Raw genomic sequence first — 20564 nt, forward strand, 5'->3', positions numbered from 1 at the left:
TCCGGGCAACCACCCGTGTCCAAACAGTCGGTTTTCGCGACAATCGTCCCCATGGACCACCAGAGCCCGGTGCCGGTCGTGCTCGACTGCGACCCCGGTCACGACGACATGTTCGCCATCCTGCTCGCCGCCGCCCACCCCGGCATCGACCTGCTCGCCGTGACGACGGTGGCGGGCAACGGGCCGCTCGACAAGGTCACACACAACGCCCTGCGCATCTGCACCGCGGCCGGGCTCCACGGCATCCCCGTGGCGGCGGGCGCCGACCGCGCGCTCGCCGGCGGCCAGGACACCGCCCCGCGCATCCACGGGGACAGCGCGCTCGACGGCACCGAGCTGCCCGAGCCGGAGATCCCGCTCGCCGCCGACGACGCCGTCACCGTGACCGCGCGCCTGCTCGAGACCGCGTCCCGCCCGGTGACGATCGCCGCGACCGGCCCGCTCACCAACGTCGCCTCGCTGCTGCGCGACCGCCCCGACCTCACGGAGAAGATCGAGCGGATCGTGTTCATGGGCGGCAGCACGGGCCGGGGCAACCGTACCCCGCTCGCCGAGTTCAACATCTGGGCGGACCCCGAGGCGGCCGACATCGTGCTGCGCAGCGGGCTGCCGCTGCTCATGTGCGGCCTCGACGTGACCCACCAGGCGCTCGCCGGGCCGGAGGTGTTCGCCCGGCTGCGCGCCATCGGCGGCGGCCTGGCCGCCACGTGCGCCGCGTCGCTCGAGTTCTACGGCAACGCCTACCGGGAGGTGTACGGCATGCCGGCGCCGCCGCTGCACGACCCGGTGGCGATCGCCGCGATCGTCGCGCCCGAGGTGGTGCGGTGCGTCGAGGCGCCGGTCGCGGTGGAGCTGACCGGCGAGCACACCCGCGGCGCGACCGTGGTCGACCTGTACCGGGTGACCGGCGCCCGGCCGAACGCGCAGGTCGCCCTCGAACTCGACCGTGAACGTTTCTGGGACCTCATGCTCGACGCCGTGCGGACGCTCGCCGACCGGCCGGTCACCGCGGATCGCCCGCCCGCGGAGCGGAGATCAGGCTAGCCTTTCCCCCACCCCTCCCCGCTTCTTATCGGGGCATTAGCCCCGGAAGTGCATGATCGAGCATCAGGGGATGTGGTGACCGGGGGCGCACACGACCGCCGAGTACACGGGGAGTTTGCGTTGACATCCTTTCCGGGAGAGGTACGGCACGGCGCGCGGCGGCCGCTGTGGCGGGCCGCCCTGGCCGCGGCCCTGCTCGCCGTGAGCCTTGCTTCCTGCTCTTCGGAACCCCCGCGACCCTCCGGCGAGCCGTCCGCCACGCCGAGCGCCGCGCCGGGCACCGAGCCGCCACCGGCCGAGCCGCCGCCGGTCGCCAAGGACTGGCCGCGCTGGGGCTTCACGCACACCCAGTACAGCGTGGACAACGAGACCATGACCGCGGCCGAGGGGGTGACCCGGGCCTTCCGGCGGGCGCCGATGCTGCAGAACCAGCACATCATGGGCTTCGGGGCGAGCAACCCCGAGCCGTCGCCCGGCCGGTACGACTGGCGCAGCCTCGACTCGCGCCTCCAGGTCATCGACCGCTCCGGCGGGCTGCCGGTGATCACCCTGTGCTGCGCCCCGGACTGGATGAAGGGCGGCCGGCCCGGCGAGACCGACTGGAACCGGCTCACCGAGGCGCCGCTGCCCGAGCACTACGACGACTTCGCCAACCTCGCCGCCGAGGTGGCGAAGCGCTACCCGCACGTCCGCCACTACCTGGTGTGGAACGAGTTCAAGGGGTTCTACCGGCACGGGCGGCCGGACGCCGAGGCGTACACCGCGCTGTACAACAAGGTGTACGCCGCGCTGAAGGAGGTGGACCCGGACATCCAGGTCGGCGGGCCGTACCTGCCGATCAACAGCCACACCGACGGCCCCGACCGGCGGCTGCGCGGGCCGTGGGGCGTGGTGGACGGCGCCACGCTCGACGCGCTCGAGTACTGGCTGGAGCACAAGGCGGGGGCCGACTTCATCGTGGTGGACGGCGCCTCGGTGACCGAGGAGCACGACCTGCTCCCCGACGAGTTCGGGGCGCTCGCCAAGTTCGACGCGGTCACCCGGTGGCTGCGGGAGAAGAGCGGCAACCTGCCGGTGTGGTGGGCCGAGTGGTACGTCGAGCCGGAGGAGGAGCGGTGGGACGAGCGGCACCGGCTCGCCGTGCAGACGGTGGCGATGATGGAGTTCGCCCGCAGCGGCGCGGCCACCGCACTCTACTGGAGCCCGCAGCGGCAGGGCGGCGCCTGCCCCGGCTGCCTGTGGCGGCCGCGCACCGCGACCCCGCTGCCCGCGTACGAGCTGCTCGGCAACTTCGTGCGGTGGTTCCCGGCGGGGGTCGAGCTGGAGCCGGTGACGTCGTCGAACCCGGCGGTCCGGGTGCTCGCCCAGCGGCACCGCATGGTCATGGTGAACACCACCGGCGAGGCCGTGGTCGCCGACGTGGACGGCAAGACCCACCGCTTCGGGCCGTACGAGATCATCTGGAGCGAGCGCACCACCTGACCGGGCCCGCGGTCGGGTGCGCCCCGGTCAGTGGCCGATGCGGTCCGCCGTCGGCGCGCGGCGGCCCCGGGCACGCCGGGCGGCCACGCGCAGCGAGGCGAGGCAGGGCCGCTCCCGCAGCCGTACGTCGCACACGCGGACCGGCGCGGCGCCGTCCTCGACGAGGAACTGGAGCAGGGCGGGGCTGGGCGGCGCGGTCGCCACGAGGCGGCGCTGCCGCTCCAGCCGCGACCACGCGGTGTGCATGATCTGCGCGGCCATCCGGCCGAGCATCGGCACCGGCTGGTGCTTGTGCACCCGGTACCCCAGGTCGACCTGGGCCATCGCGTCGAGGCCGACGAGCTCCAGCAGGTCGACGAGGAGGCCGAGCTCCACGCCGTAGTGGGCGACGAACGGCACGAGCTCGAGCACCTCACGGCGGCCCGCGTACTCGCCCGCGAGCGGCTGTACGAAACCGGCGAGCTCCGGCCAGAACATGTTGATGAGCGGCCGGGCCACCAGCTCGGTGACGCGGCCACCCGCCCCCTTCTCGACCCGGCCGTCGAGGCACAGCGGACGCTCGTACGCCCCCTTGACGAAGCTCACCGTCGGGTCGGTGAGCAGCGGCCCGAGCAGCCCGGTGACGAAGTGCGGGCCGAAGTCGCGCAGGTCGGCGTCGACGAACACGACGATGTCGCCGCGCGTCGCCGCCAGCCCCTTCCACATCGCGTCGCCCTTGCCGGGCAGCGGCGGCAGCTCCGGGAACACGGCGTCCTGGTGAACCACGCGCGCCCCCGCCTCGGCCGCCACCGCCCCGGTCCGGTCGGTGGAGTGGGAGTCGACCACCAGCACCTCGTCCACGAGCGGCAGGCGCTCCACCAGCTCCCGGCGGATGGTGGCGACGATCGGGCCGACGGTCGGCTCCTCGTTGCGGGCGGGCAGGATCACGCTCACCCGGGTATCGCCCTTCGCCGCGACGAGCCGCTCGGGCCGCCAGTCCGCGGCCCTGCTGGTCCGCCGCCGCAGCCACCGCTGCGCCGCGGCGATCCCCCCGCCGTGGCTGCTGACCGGCACATCTGCCATATCGCGCTCCTCGGGGTGCGTAGGGGTGCCGAATTCGCTCTGCCCCCATTTCCGGGTCCAACGCCTCGCGGAGCGCGACAGCCGTCCGTGTCCGGACGGCCACGCTCGGCGCGTGTCGGCCGCTCGGGCGGGCCGTACGGCACCGGCGCCGGGTATCCCGCCCGGGCGGAACCGGGGCCGTGACCACGGCCGGTGCCCGGCCGGGCCGGTGCGAAGGCCTAGGACGGCACGCTGCGGGAAGGGTGGCCTCATGGCCGGGACGAGCGGGCTGCTGGACGCCCTGCGGGAGCTGCGGCGACGGCTCGACGGCGAGCTGTTCCCGCTCTCGGTGGGGGACGTGGCGGCCGACCGCCGGGCGTGCCGGGAGCTGGCCGGGCAGCTCGACGACTACCTGCTGCCGAGGCTGGAGGCGATCGACGCGCCGCTGCTCGCCGTGGTCGGCGGGTCGACCGGCGCGGGCAAATCCACGTTGGTCAACTCGCTGGTCGGCGCGGACGTGACCGTGCCCGGCGTGCTGCGGCCGACCACACTCGGGCCCACGCTGGTGACCGGACCGGCCGACGAGGAGTGGTTCCTCGGCCGGAACGTGCTGCCCGGGCTGCCCCGGGTCACCGGGCACGGCCGGGGCGAGCCGGGGACGCTGCGCGTGGTGACCGCCGAGACGCTGCCCGCCGGGCTCGCGCTCGCCGACGCCCCCGACATCGACTCGGTGGTGACCGCGAACCGCGAGCTCGCCGCGCAGCTGCTCGCCGCCGCCGACCTGTGGCTGTTCGTCACCAGCGCCGCCCGGTACGCCGACGAGGTGCCGTGGGGGTTCCTGCGCGACGCCCGGGAACGCAGCACCGCCCTCGCCGTCGTGCTCAACCGCGTGCCCGGCGACGCGATCGACCCGGTCCGCGGCGACCTCGCCCGGCTGCTCGCGGCGAACGGCCTCGGCGACGTGCCGCTGTTCACCGTGCCCGAGGTCGATCCGCTCGAGCACGGGCGGCTGCCCGCCGACCTGGTACGGCCGGTCGCGGACTGGCTCGGCGAGATCTGCGCCGACGCGCGCAGCCGGGCCGCGATCGTGCGGCGCACGCTCGGCGGCGCGCTCGACAGCCTCACGGTACGGGTGCCCGCGCTCGCCGAGGCGGTGGAGCGGCAGCGGCGCGGCATCCGCGAGCTGCGCGAGGCCGTGGAGCGCGCGTACGACGCGGGCATGGCCGCGTTCGACGACGGGATGAGCGACGGGTCGCTGCTGCGCGGCGAGGTGCTCGCCCGCTGGCAGGACTTCGTCGGCACCGGCGAGCTCATGCGGTCCCTGGAGGCCCGGGTCGGCCGGATCCGGGACCGGATCGTCGCGCTGCTCACCGCCCGGCCCGCGCCGGACACCCGGCTGCGGGTGGCGCTCGGCAGCGGGCTGGAGGCGCTGATCCGGGCCACCGCCGACCGGGCCGCGGAGCGCTCGCTGGAGGCGTGGTCGGCCACCCCCGCCGGGCGCGACCTGCTCGCCCGCGCCGGCGTGGTGGCCGCCGGGCGGCTGGGCCGGGCCTCGGCCGTGCTGCCGGACCGGGCCGCCGCGGCGGTGCGGGACTGGCAGGGGTACGTGCTCGACCTGGTCCGCGCCGAGGGCGCCGACCGGCGCACCACCGCCCGCCTCGCCTCGCTCGGCGTGAACGGCACCGCGCTGCTGCTCATGCTCGCCGCGTTCGCCTCGACCGGCGGGCTCACCGGGATCGAGGTCGGCATCGCGGGCGGCGCGAGCGTGCTCAGCCAGAAGCTGCTGGAGGCGATCTTCGGCGACCAGGCGGTGCGCACCCTCGCCGAGCGGGCCCGCCAGGACCTGCGGCGGCGGGTCCGCGGCGTGCTCGACGAGGAGATGACCCGGTTCACCGCCCTGCTCGACGGGCTGCTCGAGGCCCCGGGCCCGGCCGAGGACACCGCGCGGGCGCTGCGCGAGTGCGCGCGGGCCGTACGCGAGCGGCGGCACACGCTCGACCTCGCCGCGACGCCCGGCGGGCCGCGCGACGAGGACGGCGCCGCCATGCACAGCGGGCCGCACGGGCGGCGAGGCGGGACATGACCCCGGCGCACCGTACGCCGGGCGGTGACGGCGGCCATCGGGGAGGCGCCCGATGACGCTGGTACGGCGCCGCAGCGCGGTCTCCCTCGACGAGCGGCTGGACGCGCTCGCCGCGGCGGCCGAGCTCGCCGACGGGCGGCTCGACCCGGCGGTGGTGGCGGCCGCCCGCGAGGTGACCGCCCGGGCCGGGGTACGGCGCGGCCTGTCGGTCGGCCACACCGTGGTGGCGCTCGCCGGGGCGACCGGCAGCGGCAAGTCCTCGCTGTTCAACGCGCTCGTCGGCGCGCCCGTGGCGAAGGTCGGCGTCACCCGGCCCACCACCGCCGCGGCCCAGGCGGCGGTGTGGGACCCGGAGGGCGCCGGGCCGCTGCTCGACTGGCTCCAGGTGCCGCGCCGCCACGTCGTCGACCCGTCCGCCCACCCGGCCGAGCGGGAGCCGGGCGGGCTCATCCTGCTCGACCTGCCCGACCACGACTCGATCGAGGCGTCCCACCGGCTCGAGGTGAACCGGCTCGTCGGGCTCGTCGACCTGCTGGTGTGGGTGCTCGACCCGCAGAAGTACGCCGACGCGGCGGTGCACGAGCGCTACCTGCGCCCGCTCGCCCGGCACGGCGACGTCACCGTGGTCGTGCTCAACCAGATCGACCGGCTGCCCCCGCACGCCGTCGACGCCTGCCTCGCCGACCTGCGCCGCCTGCTCGCCGAGGACGGGCTGGAGCGGGTACGGCTCGTCGCCGCCTCGGCGGTGACCGGGGCGGGCCTGCCCGACCTGCGGTGGATGCTCGCCGCCTCGGTGTCCCGGCGGCGCGCCTGGGCCGACCGGCTCGCCGCGGACGCCGCGCTCGCCGCCGCCGCGCTCGACCGGGCGGCGGGGCCGCCGCCGGAGCGGGGGCCCGCGCAGTGGTGGCAGCTCGCCGCCGCCACCGGCGGCCGCGCCGACGGGCGGGGCGGCGAGCGGACCGCCCGGCCGGACGCGGTGGCCGGGTGCGCCCCGCCGCTCACCGCGGCGCTCGCCGAGGCGGCCGGGGTGCCGCTCGTGGTCGAGGCGGTGGCGAAGGCGCACCGCCACCGCGCGGTGGCCGCCACCGGCTGGCCGGTCACCCGTGGCCTGCGCCGGCTGCGGCCGGACCCGCTGCGCCGCCTCCGCCTCGCCACCGGCGCCTCCGGCCGGTCGGCCGACCGCACCTCGCTCCCGCCCGCCTCCGCGGTGCAGCGGTCCCGGGTGGAGACCGCGATCCGGGACGTGGCCGAGCGCGCCGCGGAGGGGCTGCCCGCCCCGTGGGCCGCCGCGGTACGGCGGGCCGCCACCTCGCGGCTCGCCGAGCTGCCCGACGCGCTCGACCACGCGGTCGCCACCGGCTGGGGCGAGGCGCGGCCGCCGCGCTGGTGGCGGATCGTGGGCGCCTGGCAGTGGCTGCTTCTCGCCGTTGCGGCCGCGGGCCTGCTGTGGCTGCTCGGCCTGTTCGCGCTCGACTGGCTGCGGCTGCCCGCCCCGCCGACGCCGACGCTCGGCGAGCTGCCCTGGCCGACCGTGCTCTTCCTCGGCGGGGTGCTCGCCGGGCTGCTCACCGCGCTCGCCGCCCGCCTCACCGCCTGGGCGGGCGGCCGCCGCCGGGCCCGCCGTACCGCCCGGCTGCTGCACGCGGCCATGCGGCGCGTCGGCCGCGACCTGGTGCTCGCCCCGGTCGCGGCCGAACTCGAGCGCCACCGCCGCTTCGCCCGCCACGTGGCCGTCGCCAAGTCGGCCTGAGCGCGCACCCGGCGGACGGCGGCGTCAGCGGCCTGCGCGCATGCTCTCCGGCGGGTCGAGGTGGCTCGCCTCAAGCCTGCCGGTGTCGATCTCGAGCCGCTGCAGGATCACGGCCGGGTCGGCCATCCGGCACTTCAGCGTGTGCCCGCCCGGCCGGCCGATCGGGTGTACGGTCGTGGTCACGTTGACGGTGTCGGAGGTGTTGCGCTCCCACCGGCGGTTCATCGCCGAGCCGGTGGCCTTGAGCTGAGGAGCGCCGCCGGCATGACGAGGGGCACCGGCACCGGAAGCGCCCACCGCTTCCGTCCGGTCGAGAGGCCGTTGCGCGGCCTACCGGGACGGCAGATCGACTCGACAATAAGGGCCAACAGATCATGACTGGAGATGTCAGATCAATAGGGCGTCGGGGCCTCCCGACGGCCCCATCGGGAGCACGCGAGGCCCTCGCACACGGCCCGAAAAGGCCCGCGCCATGCCACGCCGCCGGAGGACTGCGGCGCACATCACCCGGACGCACGTGGTGAAGCGCTCACCCGCGTGCGCGGGCGTGCTCGGTATGCCTCGGGATGCTGCCGCGGATGTTCACGTCCGGCCGGCCCGGTCGCTCACCGGGCAGTGCCCCGCACGCGACCGGACGCCGGGGCCTTGCCCCTCCCGCCCCGTTCGTCCCGCGTGCGCGACGGCGGCTCGACCGGCCCGGCGGTCACCACTCCTCGGGCGGCAGCTCGATGCCCTGGGCGCGGTCGTAGATCACCGTGTCGTCGGCCATCCGGATCACGAGCACCCGGCGGGCGAGCCCCGCCTTCTCGAGCGCGCGAGCGGACTCCATCGCGTACTTGGCGTAGTGGTAACGGTCCCGCGTGCTGCCGAAGGACTCGCCCCGCTCGCAGATCACCTCGTAGCGGTCAGCCGGCCAGACCGGAGGCAGGCCGTCCCCCACTCGTCGCTCCGAGAGCATCGTCATCGTCTCCCCCACCCCGGTCTCGGCCCTGTTCTAAGCCATAGATAGTACAAAGCCTGATAAGGCACGTTGCCGCGGACCGCTCCATACGGCCCGTGAACCCCTACCACCATCGACTCCGCTCCGGGTCCGGGATCACCCTCCGGTACGGCTACCGCCCGGCCGGCGGTTCACAGCACCGCCGGGCCGGGCGTGCGCCGTGCCGTACCGTACGGTCACCCGTGGCGCTCGCGGAGCACATGCTTGAGGATCTTGCCGGAACCGTTACGCGGCAGGGCGTCCACGAATTCCACGTGCTTCGGGATCTTGTAACGCGCCAGGCGGCCGTCGAAGAACTTGATGATCTCCTCGGCGGTGGCGGACATGCCGGGGCGCAGCACCACGATCGCCTTGCCCACCTCGCCCCACCGCTCGTCGGGCACGCCGATCACCGCGCACTCGGCGACCGCCGGGTGGCCGTAGAGCACCTCCTCGACCTCGGCCGGGTAGATGTTCTCGCCGCCCGAGATGATCATGTCCTTGAGGCGGTCGGCGATCCGGGCGTACCCCTCCTCGTCCTTGATCGCGATGTCGCCGGAGTGGAACCAGCCGTCGCGCAGCGCCTCCGCGGTCGCCTCGGGCCGGTTCCAGTAGCCGAGCATCACGTTCGGCCCCTGCACGATCACCTCGCCCGGCTCGCCGGGGGCGGCGTCCCGGCCGTCCGCGGTGACCACGCGCACGTCGGTGAAGAAACACGGCACCCCGGCGGTGCCCGCCTTGCGCACCGAGTCCTCGGCGCTGAGGAACAGCGCGCCCGGCGAGGTCTCGGTCATGCCGTAGCCCTGCAGGAAGGTGAGGCCGCGCTCCTGGTAGCGGCGGATCAGCGGCTCCGGCACCGGCGCGCCGCCGCACAGCAGGTTGCGCAGGCTCGACAGGTCGGCGGTCTCCCAGCGCGGGGACTGGGCGATGAAGTTGAACATCGCGGGCACCCCGAACATGATCGTGACCCGCTCGGACTCGATCAGGTCGTAGGTGCGGTCGACATCGAACGACGCCTCGAGGATCGACCGGCCGCCCTTGATCAGGGTGGGCAGCAGGGTCTGGGCGAGCGCGGCGATGTGGAACAGCGGGGCGCTGATCAGCGTGACCTCGCTGCTGGTGAGGTCGACGTCGACCATGAGGTTGTAGGTGTTCCACGTCAGGTTGCCGTGGCTGAGCATGGCGCCCTTGGGCCTGCCGGTGGTGCCCGAGGTGTACATGATCAGGCAGAGGTCGCCGAGGGAGACCTCCTCGTCGATCGGCTCCGGCGCGCCCGAGGCGATCAGCTTCTCGTACTCGCCGCCCTCGTCGTCGACGACCGTGCGCTTCACCTTGAGCTGCTCGGCCATGTGGCGGTGCGACCGGCCGCAGACCAGCAGCTCGGCGCCGCTGTCCTCGAGGATGTACTGGAGTTCGGGGGCGGTGAGGCGGTGGTTGAGCGGTACGAACACCGCGCCGAGCAGGCCGAGGGCGAACAGCGTCTCCGCCAGGGAGTTGTGGTTGGCGCCGAGGTAGGCCACCCGGTCGCCGCGCCGTACCCCGAGCCCGCGGAGGGCGTTCGCGAGCCGGTCGACCCGCTCGGCGAGCTCGGCGTAGGTGAAGTCGCGTCCGTCGCAGGTGAGTGCCACCTTCTTCGGCGTCATCCGGGCACGCCGCCGTGGCCAGGACCCAATGCCCTGATTGCGCATCTGCTGCTCCTTGCTACTCGGCAGCCCGCTCCCGCGAGGGCTACCTGGGGGGATCGGCGTCGGGGACCGTGTCGAGGATCTCGGAGGCGACCCGCGTCGCCTCCGGGCGGAAGCGCCGGTACAGCTCGTGGCAGACGCGCTGGGCGCGCTCGGCCGGCCAGTCCGGAGGCAGGTAGCGCAGCGGCAGGCGGGGATCGGTCCGGATGATCTGCAGCCACTCGGTGAGCATCACCAGCGATCGGACGAGATCGTCGGCGGCCTCCGGCAACGGCTCGGGGCGGTCCCAGCGGTCGAGGAAGGCGCGGTAGCGCCCTTCCAGGTCGGTGAGGTTGTAGGCGTCCTGCACCAGCCGGCGCATGTCGGTCGGGGGCAGCGGCTCGGCGGCGAACACCTTCACGTTCGCCTGCGCGCCGAGGTCCTTGACGATTTCGGTCACGTCGACCTCGGCGGGAGCGATCCACAGCCCGTTCTGCAGCGGGCCGAACCCGGCCCAGATGAGCCGGGACCGCAGCTCGTGCCGCTCCCGCTGCCACGACTCGGGCAGCGAGAAGCCGATCAGCGTCCAGCGGTCCCGCTCGTCGGTGTTGACCACGCCGGTGTGCCAGACGCGCTGCTCACCGTCCTTGAGGATGTCCACGGTGCGGCGGGTGAGGCCGAAGTACATGCGGCGGCCCTGCCGCTGGCGGCGCAGCAGCCCGCGGTTCACCATGCGGGTGAGCGTCGAGCGGGTCGCCTCCGCGGAGACCCCCACCCGGGCGAACACCTCGATGAAGCTGCCGGAGAACACGCAGATGTCGCTGCCGTAGACATAGTTGCCGAGGAAGGTCAGCATCACGGCCTGGGGCCGCAGACCCGCGCCCACGGCAGATGACTCCTGCGTCCTCACCGCCACGACATCCTCCTGTTGCGGTCGCCATGCTCTCACAAAGTTGGGCATTTTGGCGACACTCGCCAGACAAATGCCCTACGAAGGATCGTCCCGCTCCGCACGGCGCACCGCACGGGTCACCGCCGCCGCGGCCGCGACGCCACCCAGCCGGACCAGCGCGCCACGGCGATCTCGATCACCGGTCCCTCGGGCGGGCGGTCCCGGTACTGCTCGTACCGGCGCGCGAGGAGCGCGAGGGCGGCCCGCCGTACCTGGTCCGCGTCCTCGCCCGCCTCGTCGTCGAGGATCCGCGCCCGGCCGTCGGCGCGCACCCACCACAGCCGGTCCCAGTCCTCCTCGTAGTGGTCGGCGAGCAGGGACACCTGCGGGTTCTCCCGGATGTTCCGCAGCCGCCGCAGGTGGCGGGTGGTCTTCGGCTTGTGGTCGACGGCGGTGTAGATCAGGTCGCCGGCGACGGCGAAGGTGCACGGCACCAGGTGCGGCCGTCCCATGGCGTCCGCGGTGGCGAGGTGCGCCACCCGGCTGCCGGAGAACCGCGCCCGCGCCTCGTCGGCGTCCATCGGCACCCCCAGACCGTCCGCCCGCGCCCGCCCTCGGTCGCCGGTACCCACCAGCCTAGTGACGGAGATCCACCAAGCCGGGGAAACGCGGGAACGCGGCCTCCCGGCGAGGTCCCGGGCCGGCGCACGGCCCGTTGTCCAGGGGTTCTCCGAGGGCCGAACCCGGCACGTGCCGCGGCGCAGTGCCGTAGCGTGGTGCCGTTGATCGTGACGCGCCCGCCCGACGTGAGGAGACGCTGACCGTGCCCATACCGGAGTTTCTCGCCAAGCTGCGCGCCCGGGTCGGCAACGAGCTCATGGTGCTGCCCTCGGTGGCCGCGTGCGTCTTCGACGAGCGGGGACGGCTGCTCATGGCGCTGCACGCGGAGGCCGAGCCGCTGTGGGCGCCGCCCGGCGGCATCATCGAGCCGGACGAGTCCCCCGCCGACGCCGCCGTGCGCGAGGTGCGCGAGGAGGTCGGGCTCGACATCCGGATCCAGGGGCTCATCGGCGTGTACGGCGGGCCCGAGTTCCGCTGCGTCTACCCCAACGGCGACCAGTGCGCGTACGTCACCACCGTGTACGGCTGCACGGCCACCGGCACCGACGCCCGGCCCGACGGCGTCGAGATCAGCGACGTGCGCTGGGTGACCGAGCAGGAGGCGGCCCGCCTGCCGCAGCCGCGCTGGACGCCGCTCGCCCTGCCCGACGTGTTCGCCTGGTGGCGGCGGACGTTCGGCGCGTTCTGACCCGGGGATGGCCCGGAGGTCGGTACGGCACGGCCGGAGAGCTGCGGACCGGGTGGCCGGGGCCGCGCGGGCGGCGCTCACGGGCCGCGGTCCGGGTGGCGGGGCGAGCGGTCAGGGCAGGTCGCGGGCGAGCCGTACGCCGGCGATCACGCCGTCGGGCGCCTGCTCGCGGAAGGCGCAGTGCATGGTGATCGCCTCCTGGTCGGCCTGCCAGTTGCTGTGGGCCCCGCGCTTGACGCCGGCCCGGTCCTCCGGGTCCCACGCCTGGCCCTCCTCCGGGGCGTCGGTGAAGTCGGGGTGCCAGGAGTCGGCCACCCACTCCCCGGCGTCGGACTGGAGCTGCTCGATGCCCCACCGGTTCTCCACGGCGGGGGGCTGGCCGAGCCGCATGCCGTGCGGCCGGTTCGGCTCGCGGCGGGCGAGCACCGCGAGCCAGCTCTCCCGGCCGCCCTCGCGCGCCATCCACTCCCACTCGGCCTCGGACAGCAGCCGGGCCCCGTCGAACAGCTCGCGGAACATCCAGGTGTCCTTCGCCGGGACCATGACCGAGCCCTTGTAGTCCTCGTTGATCCCCGGCTTGAGCATGGCGGCCACGCTCCACGGCACGTGCCGGATCGCGCACAGGAAGGGGCGGATCGTGACCCGGTGCACGGGGCGCGCCGCGGCGGCGTACCAGGCCACCATCGGGGCGGTGCGCATGCGGTCACCGCCGATGATGTTGATCGCCGCCATCTCCTCCTCTTCGGTCATCCCCATGAAGTACGAGCCACCGGGGATGACGGCGAACAGCATGCGCGTGCGCAGGTGCCGCACCACGGGAAGGCGGGCCTCGCCGGCCAACTGATCGTGGGCCTCCCACTCCGGGCCCAGCTTCCAGGCGATCTGATCCGCCAGGATGAATCGGTCCTCCTCGGCGAGCCCGGCGAGACGGCTCACCTCGGTCAGCACATCAAAGTCGACAAGCATCAGCAGGAGCCTAGACCCGTTCCGCCGTCAGGGACCTGTCCGCGCGGCGCCGCCTGCCGGGCGGCGGACGATCCGTCGCGCGGATGGTCCACAGCATAGGGAGTACCGGTGGCGGGCGGCCATGCGACGGCACGTCCGGAACGGTCCACACGCACGGCACGCCGCGCTCCGTGTCGGACCGATCTCACCGGGAACACCGCCGCACGGCCGTCCCGTCACCGCCGCGCCGTGGTACGGCCCGCCGCCCGGCGCCGTACCCCCGGCGGCCCCGTCCGGCACGCGGGACACGCTTATATAGATCGTCACGAAATACGCGATCCGCACCCGGCAGGCCGCGTGTCCCCGACCGCGGTCAGGCGAGCCGGGCCCGGATCTGGTCGCCCTGCTCGCCGGTGCCCGGCACCACGCCGAGCGGGGTGCCGAGCACGAGGCCGGCCGCGCCGTGCGCCCACCGGGAGTCGTCCCAGGCGCCGATCTCCACCGGGATGTGCCGGTGCGGGCGGGTGAGGTGGGCGGGGAAGCTCGCGTCGAAACCGGGCCGCCAGCGGTCCCACTGCCGGGTCGCCTCGCCGGACACGAAGACCGCGGCGGGGTCGAGGATGTTCACCAGCCCGGCGATCGCCCGGCCGAGCACCGCCCCGGCCTCGGCGAGCACGGTGGCCGGCTCCATCTGCCGGGTGCGCGCCCGCAGCGTCGCCGCCCCGACGACCGCCTCGAGGCAGCCGAGGTTGCCGCAGCCGCAGCGTGGTCCCTCGGCGACCGGCATGTGCCCGAACTCGCCCGCGCCGCCGGTCGCGCCGCGCACCAGCCCGCCGTTGGCGACGATGGCGAGCCCGACCCCCTGGCCGACCGCGACCACGATGAAGTCGCGGTACCCGCGGCCCCTGCCGTACAGGCGCTCGGCGACGGCGAGCGCGTTGACGTCGTTGTCGACGAGGACCGGCAGGTCGAGGGCGGCGCGCAGCCGGGCCCCGGCGGGCATCGAGGTCCAGCCGAGCGGCCGCGAGTCGACCACGCCGCTGCCCGGCCGGTCGACCACCCCGGGCACGCACACCCCGACGCCGAGCAGCCGGGGACCGCGCGAGGCGAGCGCGGCCACCAGCGCGGCCACGGTGTCGAGGCAGTCGGGCGCGGTCGCGTCGAGGGGGATCTCCCGTTTCTGTAACAGCACGCCGTCGAGCCGGACCTCGACGCCGACGGCGTGATCCTTGGCGATCTTCACGCCGATCGCCCGCCCGGGGGCGCCGGTGAGCCCCAGCAGCTGCGCGGGGCGGCCGCCCCGGGATGGCGCCCGGTCGAGCTCCTGGACGAGGCCCTCGGCGAGCAGCCGCCGGGTCACCTGGGTCACGGTCGCCGGGCTGAGCCCGAGGCGCCGGGCGAGCTCGGTACGGCTCAGCGCCCCCGCCTGGCCGAGCGTGGCGAGGATCGCGGTCCGCGGCGAGGCGTGGATCCCCGTCAGTTCGCCCATGTCCCCTTTTCTTCTCAACTAAATTTAGTCAGTAAAAAAGAAGTCCAGACTTTCCGTATACCGGACGGCCCGGACGTGCCGGGCTTCCCGAACCGCCACCTTCCTATATCCCGGCGGTGCAGATCGCGCCATGCCCGTATCAGATGCACGATTGCCCGCATGTGACGCGTCTGGCGATTGTGAGGAATGTATCGCGCGCGCCGCCGGTGATCGCCAGGGCGTCGCGCGGCGGTGCGGTTTCCTCCGGCACGCCCGGCGAAATGCCAGGTCATCGGCGTTTTCGCGGATGCCGCCGCGGCGACCGGCCCGCATCGGGCGGGAACGTTTCGCGAACGCGGGCGATTCCCCGCGCGGCGGGCGGCACGCCGGCGCTCGGCGCGGTTCCGCCGCGGCGCCGGCCCGCCGTACCCGGCGCCGATCCGCGGGCGGCCGGTGCGCCGGGCGGCGAGAATCCGCAGGTCAGCGCGTTGTGCGCTACGCCACATTGGCCCGGAAATGGACTGGTTCGCCGTACTTACCGGGGATGATCACGGGCCGGGACGGCCGGGACACGCCGCGGGATCCGGGCGGCCCGGTCACGGCCCGCGCGGCACGGCCACGCACCGCACGGCATTGCGTTCGGCACACCGGCCGGGTTTCGTCCCGGCGGTGTCGCCCGCCCCATTACCGGGCGGGGTCGTTTGCCTATTTCGGACGGCGAAAACCTGGCAATCTCACCGCGGAGACATGCCCGCGGCGAAACAAGCATGGGAACAAGGCCGGTATCTGTGCGATCGTGGTGCATGTGGGGCAAGTTCTCTGGAGACGCCAAACCCGGTTGGTGACAGAGGGTGGTCGAACGTGACGGAATCCCCGGTACCTCACGAGCCCCCGATTTATCGGCGGATCGCGGACACGCTGAGGAACCGCATCCTCAGCGGCGAGCTCCGTGACGGTGACCGGCTGCCGGGCGAGAACGCGTTGATGGCCGAGTACGGCGTCGCCCGGGCGACCGCCCGGCAGGCCCTCGCCGTGCTCATCAACGAGGGGCTCGCCGTACCGCGGCGCGGATCCGGGGTCTACGTCCGTCTGTTCCGGCCGATCCGGCGCCACGGGTCCCGGCGTCTGTCCCGTCAGCAGTGGTCACAGGGCCGGGCCATCTGGGACGCCGACACCCGCGGCCGTCCGTACACGGTGGACGAGATCCACGTCGAGCGCGTGCCCGCGAGCGAGGCGGTCGCGCGGCTGCTCGACACCGACGACGTGTGGATCCGGCGCCGCCGCTACTCGATCGACAAACGTCCCGTGCAGCTCGCCACCTCGCACTTTCCCGCCGACCTCGTCGAGGGCACCGCGATCACGGCGATCGACACCGGCCCGGGTGGCGTCTACGCCCGGCTCGGGGAGCTCGGCTACAGCCCCGTGCACTTCACCGAGGAGGTGCGCGCCCGCATGCCGACCCCCCAGGAGGCGAACCTGCTGAAGCTCCCGGCGGGCACCCCGGTGATCGTGATCTGCCGCACCGCGTACACCACCGGCGGCATGCCGGTCGAGCTCAACGAGATGATCCTCGACTCCGCCTCGTACGTGCTCCAGTACGACTTCGACGCCTGAGCGGGGCCGCCGACGCGCGGCCGGCGAAGGGGGGAGGCTCCATGCGGCATCGCGACCGACGCATCGCAGTCGGACGAAAAGTCGGGCGATAGGATCACCAGTCGTCTTCGTTTCCTGGGAAAACTCGTCGAATCCAGCGCAGGTTGAGGGTCGTAGACCGCACATACGGGTGGGGTGAAGGGATGTCCGTTGACCGGCATCTCGCCGAGATCGCCCGGGCATACCCGGACTGGACCATCTGGCGCAGCGACGCCGGGCGATGGTGGGCGACCCGGCACCATCCCCTCACCGCCGCCCAGCGGGAGGCGGGCTGCGCGATGACGGTCGACGCCGACGACCCGGAGGGCCTCCAGGAGAAGCTGCGGGAGCAGGAGGAACTCGCGCGCTCCGTGGACCCCGGCTGAGCCCGGCCCGGACGCGCGGAAGCCTCCGCGGGGCGGAGGCTTCCGTGGTGCGATGGCGCGTCGTCGTCGGCCCGCTCACGCCCTCGGGCCATGCGGCACCGGCTGGCCGGCACGGGCCGGGCGGGTCCGTCAGCGGTCCTCCGGACGGGCCGGGGTCCGGGCGCGGAACAGGTCGTTCTCCGGCAGCCGCTCGGCGTGCTCGCCGGGCCGCTCGTCACGGTCGTCCCGCTCGGGGTAGCCGCCGTTCGGGATGTGGTGCTCGGCGGCCGGGCCGGCGTGGCCGAACCGACCGTCGTGCGGCTCGGGCCCGTACTCGGGCACGGCCTCGCCGCCGGGGCCGTGGTCACGGCCGCCCTCGTGGCCGGGCTCGTGCGGGTACTCCTGCCGGTAGTCGTGCGCGTGCTCGCGGACCGGCTCGTCGTCGCGCGGCTCCTCGGCGGCGGGCGGCTCGGCGTCGTCACGCGGCTCGTCGGCACGGGCCTCGTCCGGCTCGCCGTACCGGTCCTCCTCGGCGGAACGGTCCGGGGACGGCTCGAGGCCGGGCTCGATCACCTCGGTGCTGATCTGGGGCGGCGGGGGCACCACGGACGCCTCGTCGAGGATCGGCCCGGCGAGGTGCTCCTTGTGCAGCAGGTCGCCGAGCACCGTGCTGATCTCGTTGAGCCGCCGCATCACCTCGGCGTGGGTGTCGGTCAGGTACGTCACGCGGCGGCCGGTGTGCTCGTCGAGCCGGGCGGCGCGCTGCTGGGCCGAGGTGAGGATCGCCTCGGCGCGGGCGGTGGCCTCGCGCACCGTCGCCTCCGCCTGGGCGTTCGCCGCGTTCACCGTGGCGGTGGCGCGGGCCTGCGCGTCGGCGAGCATGCGTTCGGCCTCGGCGCGGGCCTCGCTGCGGGCCGCCTCGGCCTCGGCCTGGGCGGTCGCGAGCTTCTCCTCGGCCTCGGCGTCGGCCTGCGCGAGCAGCCGCTCCGCGGTGGCGGTGGCCTCGGCGACCCGCCGCTCCGCCTCGGCGTGGGCCGCGGACACCATCGCCTGGGCCTGCTCCTGGGTGGTGGTGAGCAGCCGCTGGGCCTCGGCCGACGCCCGCTCCCGGAGCTGGTTCGCCTCCTGCTCGGCGGCCTGCCGCTTCGCCGCGGCCTCCTCCTCGCCGAGTTTGAGGATCGTGCTGAGCCGCTGGCCGAGCTCGTCGTAGTCCTGCGGGGCCTCGGCGAGGCGGCGGCGCGCCTCGGCGAGCTCGATCCTGCTCTGCTCGGCCTGCTCCAGCGTGCGCGCGAGCCGCTCCTCCAGGTCGCGGATCTGGTTGCGCAGCCGGTTGATGTAGTCGTGCACCTGGCGGCGGCTGTAGCCGCGCATCACGACTTCGAAGTTCTCTTCGCTCATGAGGTCGGAGAAGCTGTCGCTGTTCGTCATCGCATGCCCTGCCGTGGATGGGGGATATCGCCGGGGATCGGCGGCACGTAGGAGACGACTTTCCTGCCAATCCCGCGCGTCACGCAACCCGAACCGCCGTCCTGGCCGGCAAATGCCGCACGCGCCATCGCGCCCGTGCCCCCTCGATGGGATCGCGCTGATCGGATGGGAATATGGAGACCGTGAGTTACATCGCCGCGCTGGACGACGCCGAGCCCGAGATCCATCCCGAGGCCTTCGTGGCCCACGGTGCCGTGATCGTCGGGGGCGTACGGCTCGGCCGCGCCACCAGCGTATGGTACGGCGCGGTCCTGCGGGGCGACGGCGAGCGCATCGAGGTCGCCGAGGAGTGCAACATCCAGGACCTGTGCTGCCTGCACGCCGACCCGGGCGAGCCGGCGATCCTGGAGCCCCGGGTGAGCCTCGGCCACAAGGCGATGGTGCACGGCGCGTACGTGGAGACCGGCGCGCTCATCGGCATCGGCGCGATCGTGCTCGGCCGGGCGCGGATCGGCGCGGGCTCGCTGGTCGCCGCGGGCGCGGTGGTGCCGCCGGGCACGCGGGTCCCGCCGGGCGTGCTCGTCGCCGGGGTGCCGGGCCGGGTGATCCGCGAGCTCACCGACGCCGACCGGGCGTCCTTCGCCCACACCCCGGACACCTATCAGGCGCACGCCGAGCGGCACCGCAAGGCCCGGCGGATCGGGCCGACCACGCGCCTGCTGTGAAACCCTCATCCCGATGCCGGCCCCGGATGCCGTCCTCGGCGTGACCTGAGCGCCTGACGTGGCGGATGGGTGTGCTGCGCGGGTTGTGCGCCCCGTCTCGTGCCGGGACCCCGCAAGTACCATTTCGGACGTGCACTGGGACGGCTTCGCGGCGATGGAACGCGATGTGCGGGAGATGGCGGCCGACCCACGCTGGGCCGAGCTCCCGCTGCCGTCGCGCGCCCAGGCGATGGCCGACCGGGTGCTCGTCACCCCCGAGGGCGCCTGCTGGGTGTTCGGCGCGCACGGCCGCTGGTACCGCTACGAGCCCTCCGACGGGGTGTGGCACCTGTCCGCCCCGCCGGTGCGCCCCGACCTGCGCGCCGCCGCGCGCCCGGCCCGGCCCGCGCCGCGCGTGCCGGTCTCGCTGCTGCCCGCCGCGGCCGACTGCGCCGCCGACCGGGGCTCCACCCAGGCGTTCGTCGGCCCGGACGTGCCGCGCGAGATCACCGACGGGATCCGCGAGCTCATCAGCACCCTGCGCGACCTGCGGCAGGCGGACTTCCCGCTGGACGGCGGGCCGTTCTCGGACATCTTCGCCGACGACGTGCCGAGCACGGTCGCGGTGGTGTGGGGCACGATCATGTGGTGCGCCTACGCGCCCGCCTTCGACGGCAACGAGGCCCTGCTCACCGTGTTCGGCGAGTTCCTCGCCCGGCCGCTGCCCGGCGACGACTGGATCCGCTGGCTGCCCGGCACCCGCCTCGACGCCCTCGCCGACCTGTACGGCGAGCGGATCGGCTCCGGCGCCCAGGTGGCCGGGCTACGGCTCGCCGGGCTGATGGGCCAGACCGCCAAGGTGCTGCGCTCGGACGCGCGGTTCCGGCCCCGGGCGGACGCGCTGCTCGCCATGGTCGCCCCGAACCGGCCGTGGCCGCGCGGCGACGTGCGGCGCACCTGGCTCGCCCGGGTGCCGCCCCACCTCACCGCCGCGGTGATCGGCGAGCACTCCCCCGGCGAGCACTTCCGGCACGTCTTCTACGACCTGGTCGAGTCGCTGTCGTACGTCGCCGCGACCGGCGCGGATCCGCGGGCGGTGGCGGCGTCGCTGCTCGCCGCCGACGTGGCCGCGGTCGCCCCGAACGCGGTGGAGTCGATCTACGGCTGGCTCGACCCGCAGCTGCGCAACACCCTGTACGTGGCGCTCGCCGACCCCCGCCACCCGCTGCGCGGCTGCTGGCCGGACGCGGACGGGCTGCCCGCGCCGCTGGAGCCGCCGGACCGGAACACCGCGGCGGCGCTGCTCGGCTCCGCGTACGCCACCGGGCTCGCCTGGTGCCGGCTGACCGGCACCCCGCCGCCGCCCCGCGGCTTCCCGGTCGCCGCCGCGGTCTCCCGCTCGCTGCTGCACCAGCGGGACGATCCGGTCATCGACGACGGGACCCGGCGGGCGGGCGCACAGACCACCGCGTCATGGCTCGACCACAACTGACTCACGAGTCGCTACAAACCCCACCGATATATTTCTTCCTTACCTTTTCTATATCTTTTCTCAACCTGGCCCTACCGGCGCGAACCACCGCCCGACCAGGGGTTTCATCGAATTGTGACCTCGGCAAAGCGAAATGACCTAGCCGGGGAGATGAGGAATGGTCCCTATGGGCCATGTCGCGAAAGACGCGTCGGTCGTAACCTCAAAGAGGGTGTGGGCTGCGGAAGGAAGGACGACGCGGTGGGGCACGACAACTTGGATCTGCGGGTCCATGACCGTGTCGCGT

At 74.2% G+C, this 20564-nt stretch carries 18 protein-coding genes; 9 read left to right on the forward strand and 9 right to left on the reverse strand.

The window, feature by feature from the left end:
* The first annotated feature begins 51 nt into the window (after positions 1 to 51).
* On the forward strand, positions 52 to 1044 hold the full coding sequence (locus tag FHX40_RS20885; RefSeq protein ID WP_142261183.1) for a nucleoside hydrolase: 993 nt from the start codon (positions 52 to 54) through the stop codon (positions 1042 to 1044).
* Between the two features lie 120 nt (positions 1045 to 1164).
* Positions 1165 to 2526, forward strand: coding sequence for a glycoside hydrolase family protein (locus tag FHX40_RS20890; RefSeq protein ID WP_229788507.1), 1362 nt, complete (start codon positions 1165 to 1167; stop codon positions 2524 to 2526).
* Between the two features lie 27 nt (positions 2527 to 2553).
* On the opposite strand, the gene FHX40_RS20895 is transcribed toward FHX40_RS20890, so the two are convergent.
* On the reverse strand, positions 2554 to 3588 hold the full coding sequence (locus FHX40_RS20895; protein ID WP_142261184.1) for a glucosyl-3-phosphoglycerate synthase: 1035 nt from the start codon (positions 3586 to 3588) through the stop codon (positions 2554 to 2556).
* A gap of 250 nt (positions 3589 to 3838) precedes the next feature.
* On the opposite strand from FHX40_RS20895, the gene FHX40_RS20900 reads away from it, so the two are divergent.
* Positions 3839 to 5650, forward strand: a complete 1812-nt coding sequence (locus FHX40_RS20900; protein WP_229788506.1) for a GTPase domain-containing protein — start codon at positions 3839 to 3841, stop codon at positions 5648 to 5650.
* Between the two features lie 52 nt (positions 5651 to 5702).
* Positions 5703 to 7400, forward strand: a complete 1698-nt coding sequence (locus FHX40_RS20905) for a GTPase (RefSeq protein WP_142261185.1) — start codon at positions 5703 to 5705, stop codon at positions 7398 to 7400.
* 24 nt (positions 7401 to 7424) lie between these two features.
* On the opposite strand, the gene FHX40_RS20910 is transcribed toward FHX40_RS20905, so the two are convergent.
* From FHX40_RS20910 to FHX40_RS20930, 5 genes are all read right to left on the reverse strand, one after another.
* Positions 7425 to 7625: a hypothetical protein gene (locus FHX40_RS20910; RefSeq protein WP_142261186.1), complete on the reverse strand. Its 201-nt coding sequence runs from the start codon at positions 7623 to 7625 to the stop codon at positions 7425 to 7427.
* Positions 7626 to 8103: 478 nt separating this feature from the next.
* Positions 8104 to 8364, reverse strand: coding sequence for a hypothetical protein (locus tag FHX40_RS20915; protein WP_142261187.1), 261 nt, complete (start codon positions 8362 to 8364; stop codon positions 8104 to 8106).
* A gap of 212 nt (positions 8365 to 8576) precedes the next feature.
* Positions 8577 to 10067: an o-succinylbenzoate--CoA ligase gene (menE, locus tag FHX40_RS20920; RefSeq protein WP_142261188.1), complete on the reverse strand. Its 1491-nt coding sequence runs from the start codon at positions 10065 to 10067 to the stop codon at positions 8577 to 8579.
* 40 nt (positions 10068 to 10107) lie between these two features.
* Positions 10108 to 10929 (reverse strand): PaaX family transcriptional regulator, encoded by an 822-nt coding sequence (locus tag FHX40_RS20925; protein ID WP_229788505.1) that lies wholly within the window; start codon positions 10927 to 10929, stop codon positions 10108 to 10110.
* A gap of 143 nt (positions 10930 to 11072) precedes the next feature.
* Positions 11073 to 11516, reverse strand: coding sequence for a TIGR03668 family PPOX class F420-dependent oxidoreductase (locus tag FHX40_RS20930; RefSeq protein ID WP_142261189.1), 444 nt, complete (start codon positions 11514 to 11516; stop codon positions 11073 to 11075).
* A 242-nt stretch (positions 11517 to 11758) separates the two neighbouring features.
* On the opposite strand from FHX40_RS20930, the gene FHX40_RS20935 reads away from it, so the two are divergent.
* The gene (locus FHX40_RS20935) at positions 11759 to 12244 is read left to right on the forward strand and encodes an NUDIX domain-containing protein (RefSeq protein ID WP_142261190.1); all 486 of its coding nucleotides are present in this window, start codon (positions 11759 to 11761) and stop codon (positions 12242 to 12244) included.
* 111 nt (positions 12245 to 12355) lie between these two features.
* Here FHX40_RS20935 and FHX40_RS20940 read toward each other — a convergent pair whose 3' ends face one another.
* Both FHX40_RS20940 and FHX40_RS20945 read right to left on the reverse strand, forming a co-directional pair.
* Positions 12356 to 13210 (reverse strand): formylglycine-generating enzyme family protein, encoded by an 855-nt coding sequence (locus FHX40_RS20940; RefSeq protein ID WP_142261191.1) that lies wholly within the window; start codon positions 13208 to 13210, stop codon positions 12356 to 12358.
* 352 nt (positions 13211 to 13562) lie between these two features.
* Complete coding sequence (locus FHX40_RS20945; protein ID WP_142261192.1) at positions 13563 to 14678, reverse strand: ROK family transcriptional regulator; 1116 nt, start codon at positions 14676 to 14678, stop codon at positions 13563 to 13565.
* A gap of 840 nt (positions 14679 to 15518) precedes the next feature.
* Between FHX40_RS20945 and FHX40_RS20950 the strand changes: the two genes are divergently transcribed.
* Both FHX40_RS20950 and FHX40_RS20955 read left to right on the forward strand, forming a co-directional pair.
* Positions 15519 to 16271: a GntR family transcriptional regulator gene (locus FHX40_RS20950; RefSeq protein ID WP_142261193.1), complete on the forward strand. Its 753-nt coding sequence runs from the start codon at positions 15519 to 15521 to the stop codon at positions 16269 to 16271.
* Positions 16272 to 16453: 182 nt separating this feature from the next.
* A complete protein-coding gene (locus tag FHX40_RS20955) occupies positions 16454 to 16675 on the forward strand; it encodes a hypothetical protein (protein ID WP_142261194.1) in 222 nt (73 codons plus the stop codon).
* 129 nt (positions 16676 to 16804) lie between these two features.
* Here the strand turns inward: FHX40_RS20955 and FHX40_RS20960 are convergent, their stop codons facing one another.
* Positions 16805 to 18082, reverse strand: coding sequence for a hypothetical protein (locus FHX40_RS20960; protein ID WP_142261195.1), 1278 nt, complete (start codon positions 18080 to 18082; stop codon positions 16805 to 16807).
* A 173-nt stretch (positions 18083 to 18255) separates the two neighbouring features.
* Here FHX40_RS20960 and FHX40_RS20965 point away from each other — a divergent pair, with 173 nt between their 5' ends.
* Together FHX40_RS20965 and FHX40_RS20970 are read left to right on the forward strand one after the other, a co-directional pair.
* Positions 18256 to 18807, forward strand: a complete 552-nt coding sequence (locus FHX40_RS20965) for a gamma carbonic anhydrase family protein (protein WP_142261196.1) — start codon at positions 18256 to 18258, stop codon at positions 18805 to 18807.
* A 130-nt stretch (positions 18808 to 18937) separates the two neighbouring features.
* A complete protein-coding gene (locus tag FHX40_RS20970; protein ID WP_142261197.1) occupies positions 18938 to 20278 on the forward strand; it encodes a hypothetical protein in 1341 nt (446 codons plus the stop codon).
* The last annotated feature ends 286 nt before the right edge of the window (positions 20279 to 20564 follow it).

The sequence above is a fragment of the Thermopolyspora flexuosa genome, from assembly GCF_006716785.1.
Lineage (GTDB): Bacteria > Actinomycetota > Actinomycetes > Streptosporangiales > Streptosporangiaceae > Thermopolyspora > Thermopolyspora flexuosa.

Coding starts and splice junctions, on each gene's coding strand:
- FHX40_RS20885 (WP_142261183.1), top strand. CDS start 52: ATGGACCACCAGAGCCCGGTGCCGGTCGTGCTCGACTGCGACCCCGGT.
- FHX40_RS20895 (WP_142261184.1), bottom strand. CDS start 3,588: ATGGCAGATGTGCCGGTCAGCAGCCACGGCGGGGGGATCGCCGCGGCG.
- FHX40_RS20900 (WP_229788506.1), top strand. CDS start 3,839: ATGGCCGGGACGAGCGGGCTGCTGGACGCCCTGCGGGAGCTGCGGCGA.
- FHX40_RS20905 (WP_142261185.1), top strand. CDS start 5,703: ATGACGCTGGTACGGCGCCGCAGCGCGGTCTCCCTCGACGAGCGGCTG.
- FHX40_RS20910 (WP_142261186.1), bottom strand. CDS start 7,625: ATGAACCGCCGGTGGGAGCGCAACACCTCCGACACCGTCAACGTGACC.
- FHX40_RS20915 (WP_142261187.1), bottom strand. CDS start 8,364: ATGACGATGCTCTCGGAGCGACGAGTGGGGGACGGCCTGCCTCCGGTC.
- menE (WP_142261188.1), bottom strand. CDS start 10,067: ATGCGCAATCAGGGCATTGGGTCCTGGCCACGGCGGCGTGCCCGGATG.
- FHX40_RS20930 (WP_142261189.1), bottom strand. CDS start 11,516: ATGGACGCCGACGAGGCGCGGGCGCGGTTCTCCGGCAGCCGGGTGGCG.
- FHX40_RS20940 (WP_142261191.1), bottom strand. CDS start 13,210: ATGCTTGTCGACTTTGATGTGCTGACCGAGGTGAGCCGTCTCGCCGGG.
- FHX40_RS20945 (WP_142261192.1), bottom strand. CDS start 14,678: ATGGGCGAACTGACGGGGATCCACGCCTCGCCGCGGACCGCGATCCTC.
- FHX40_RS20955 (WP_142261194.1), top strand. CDS start 16,454: ATGTCCGTTGACCGGCATCTCGCCGAGATCGCCCGGGCATACCCGGAC.
- FHX40_RS20960 (WP_142261195.1), bottom strand. CDS start 18,082: ATGACGAACAGCGACAGCTTCTCCGACCTCATGAGCGAAGAGAACTTC.
- FHX40_RS20965 (WP_142261196.1), top strand. CDS start 18,256: ATGGAGACCGTGAGTTACATCGCCGCGCTGGACGACGCCGAGCCCGAG.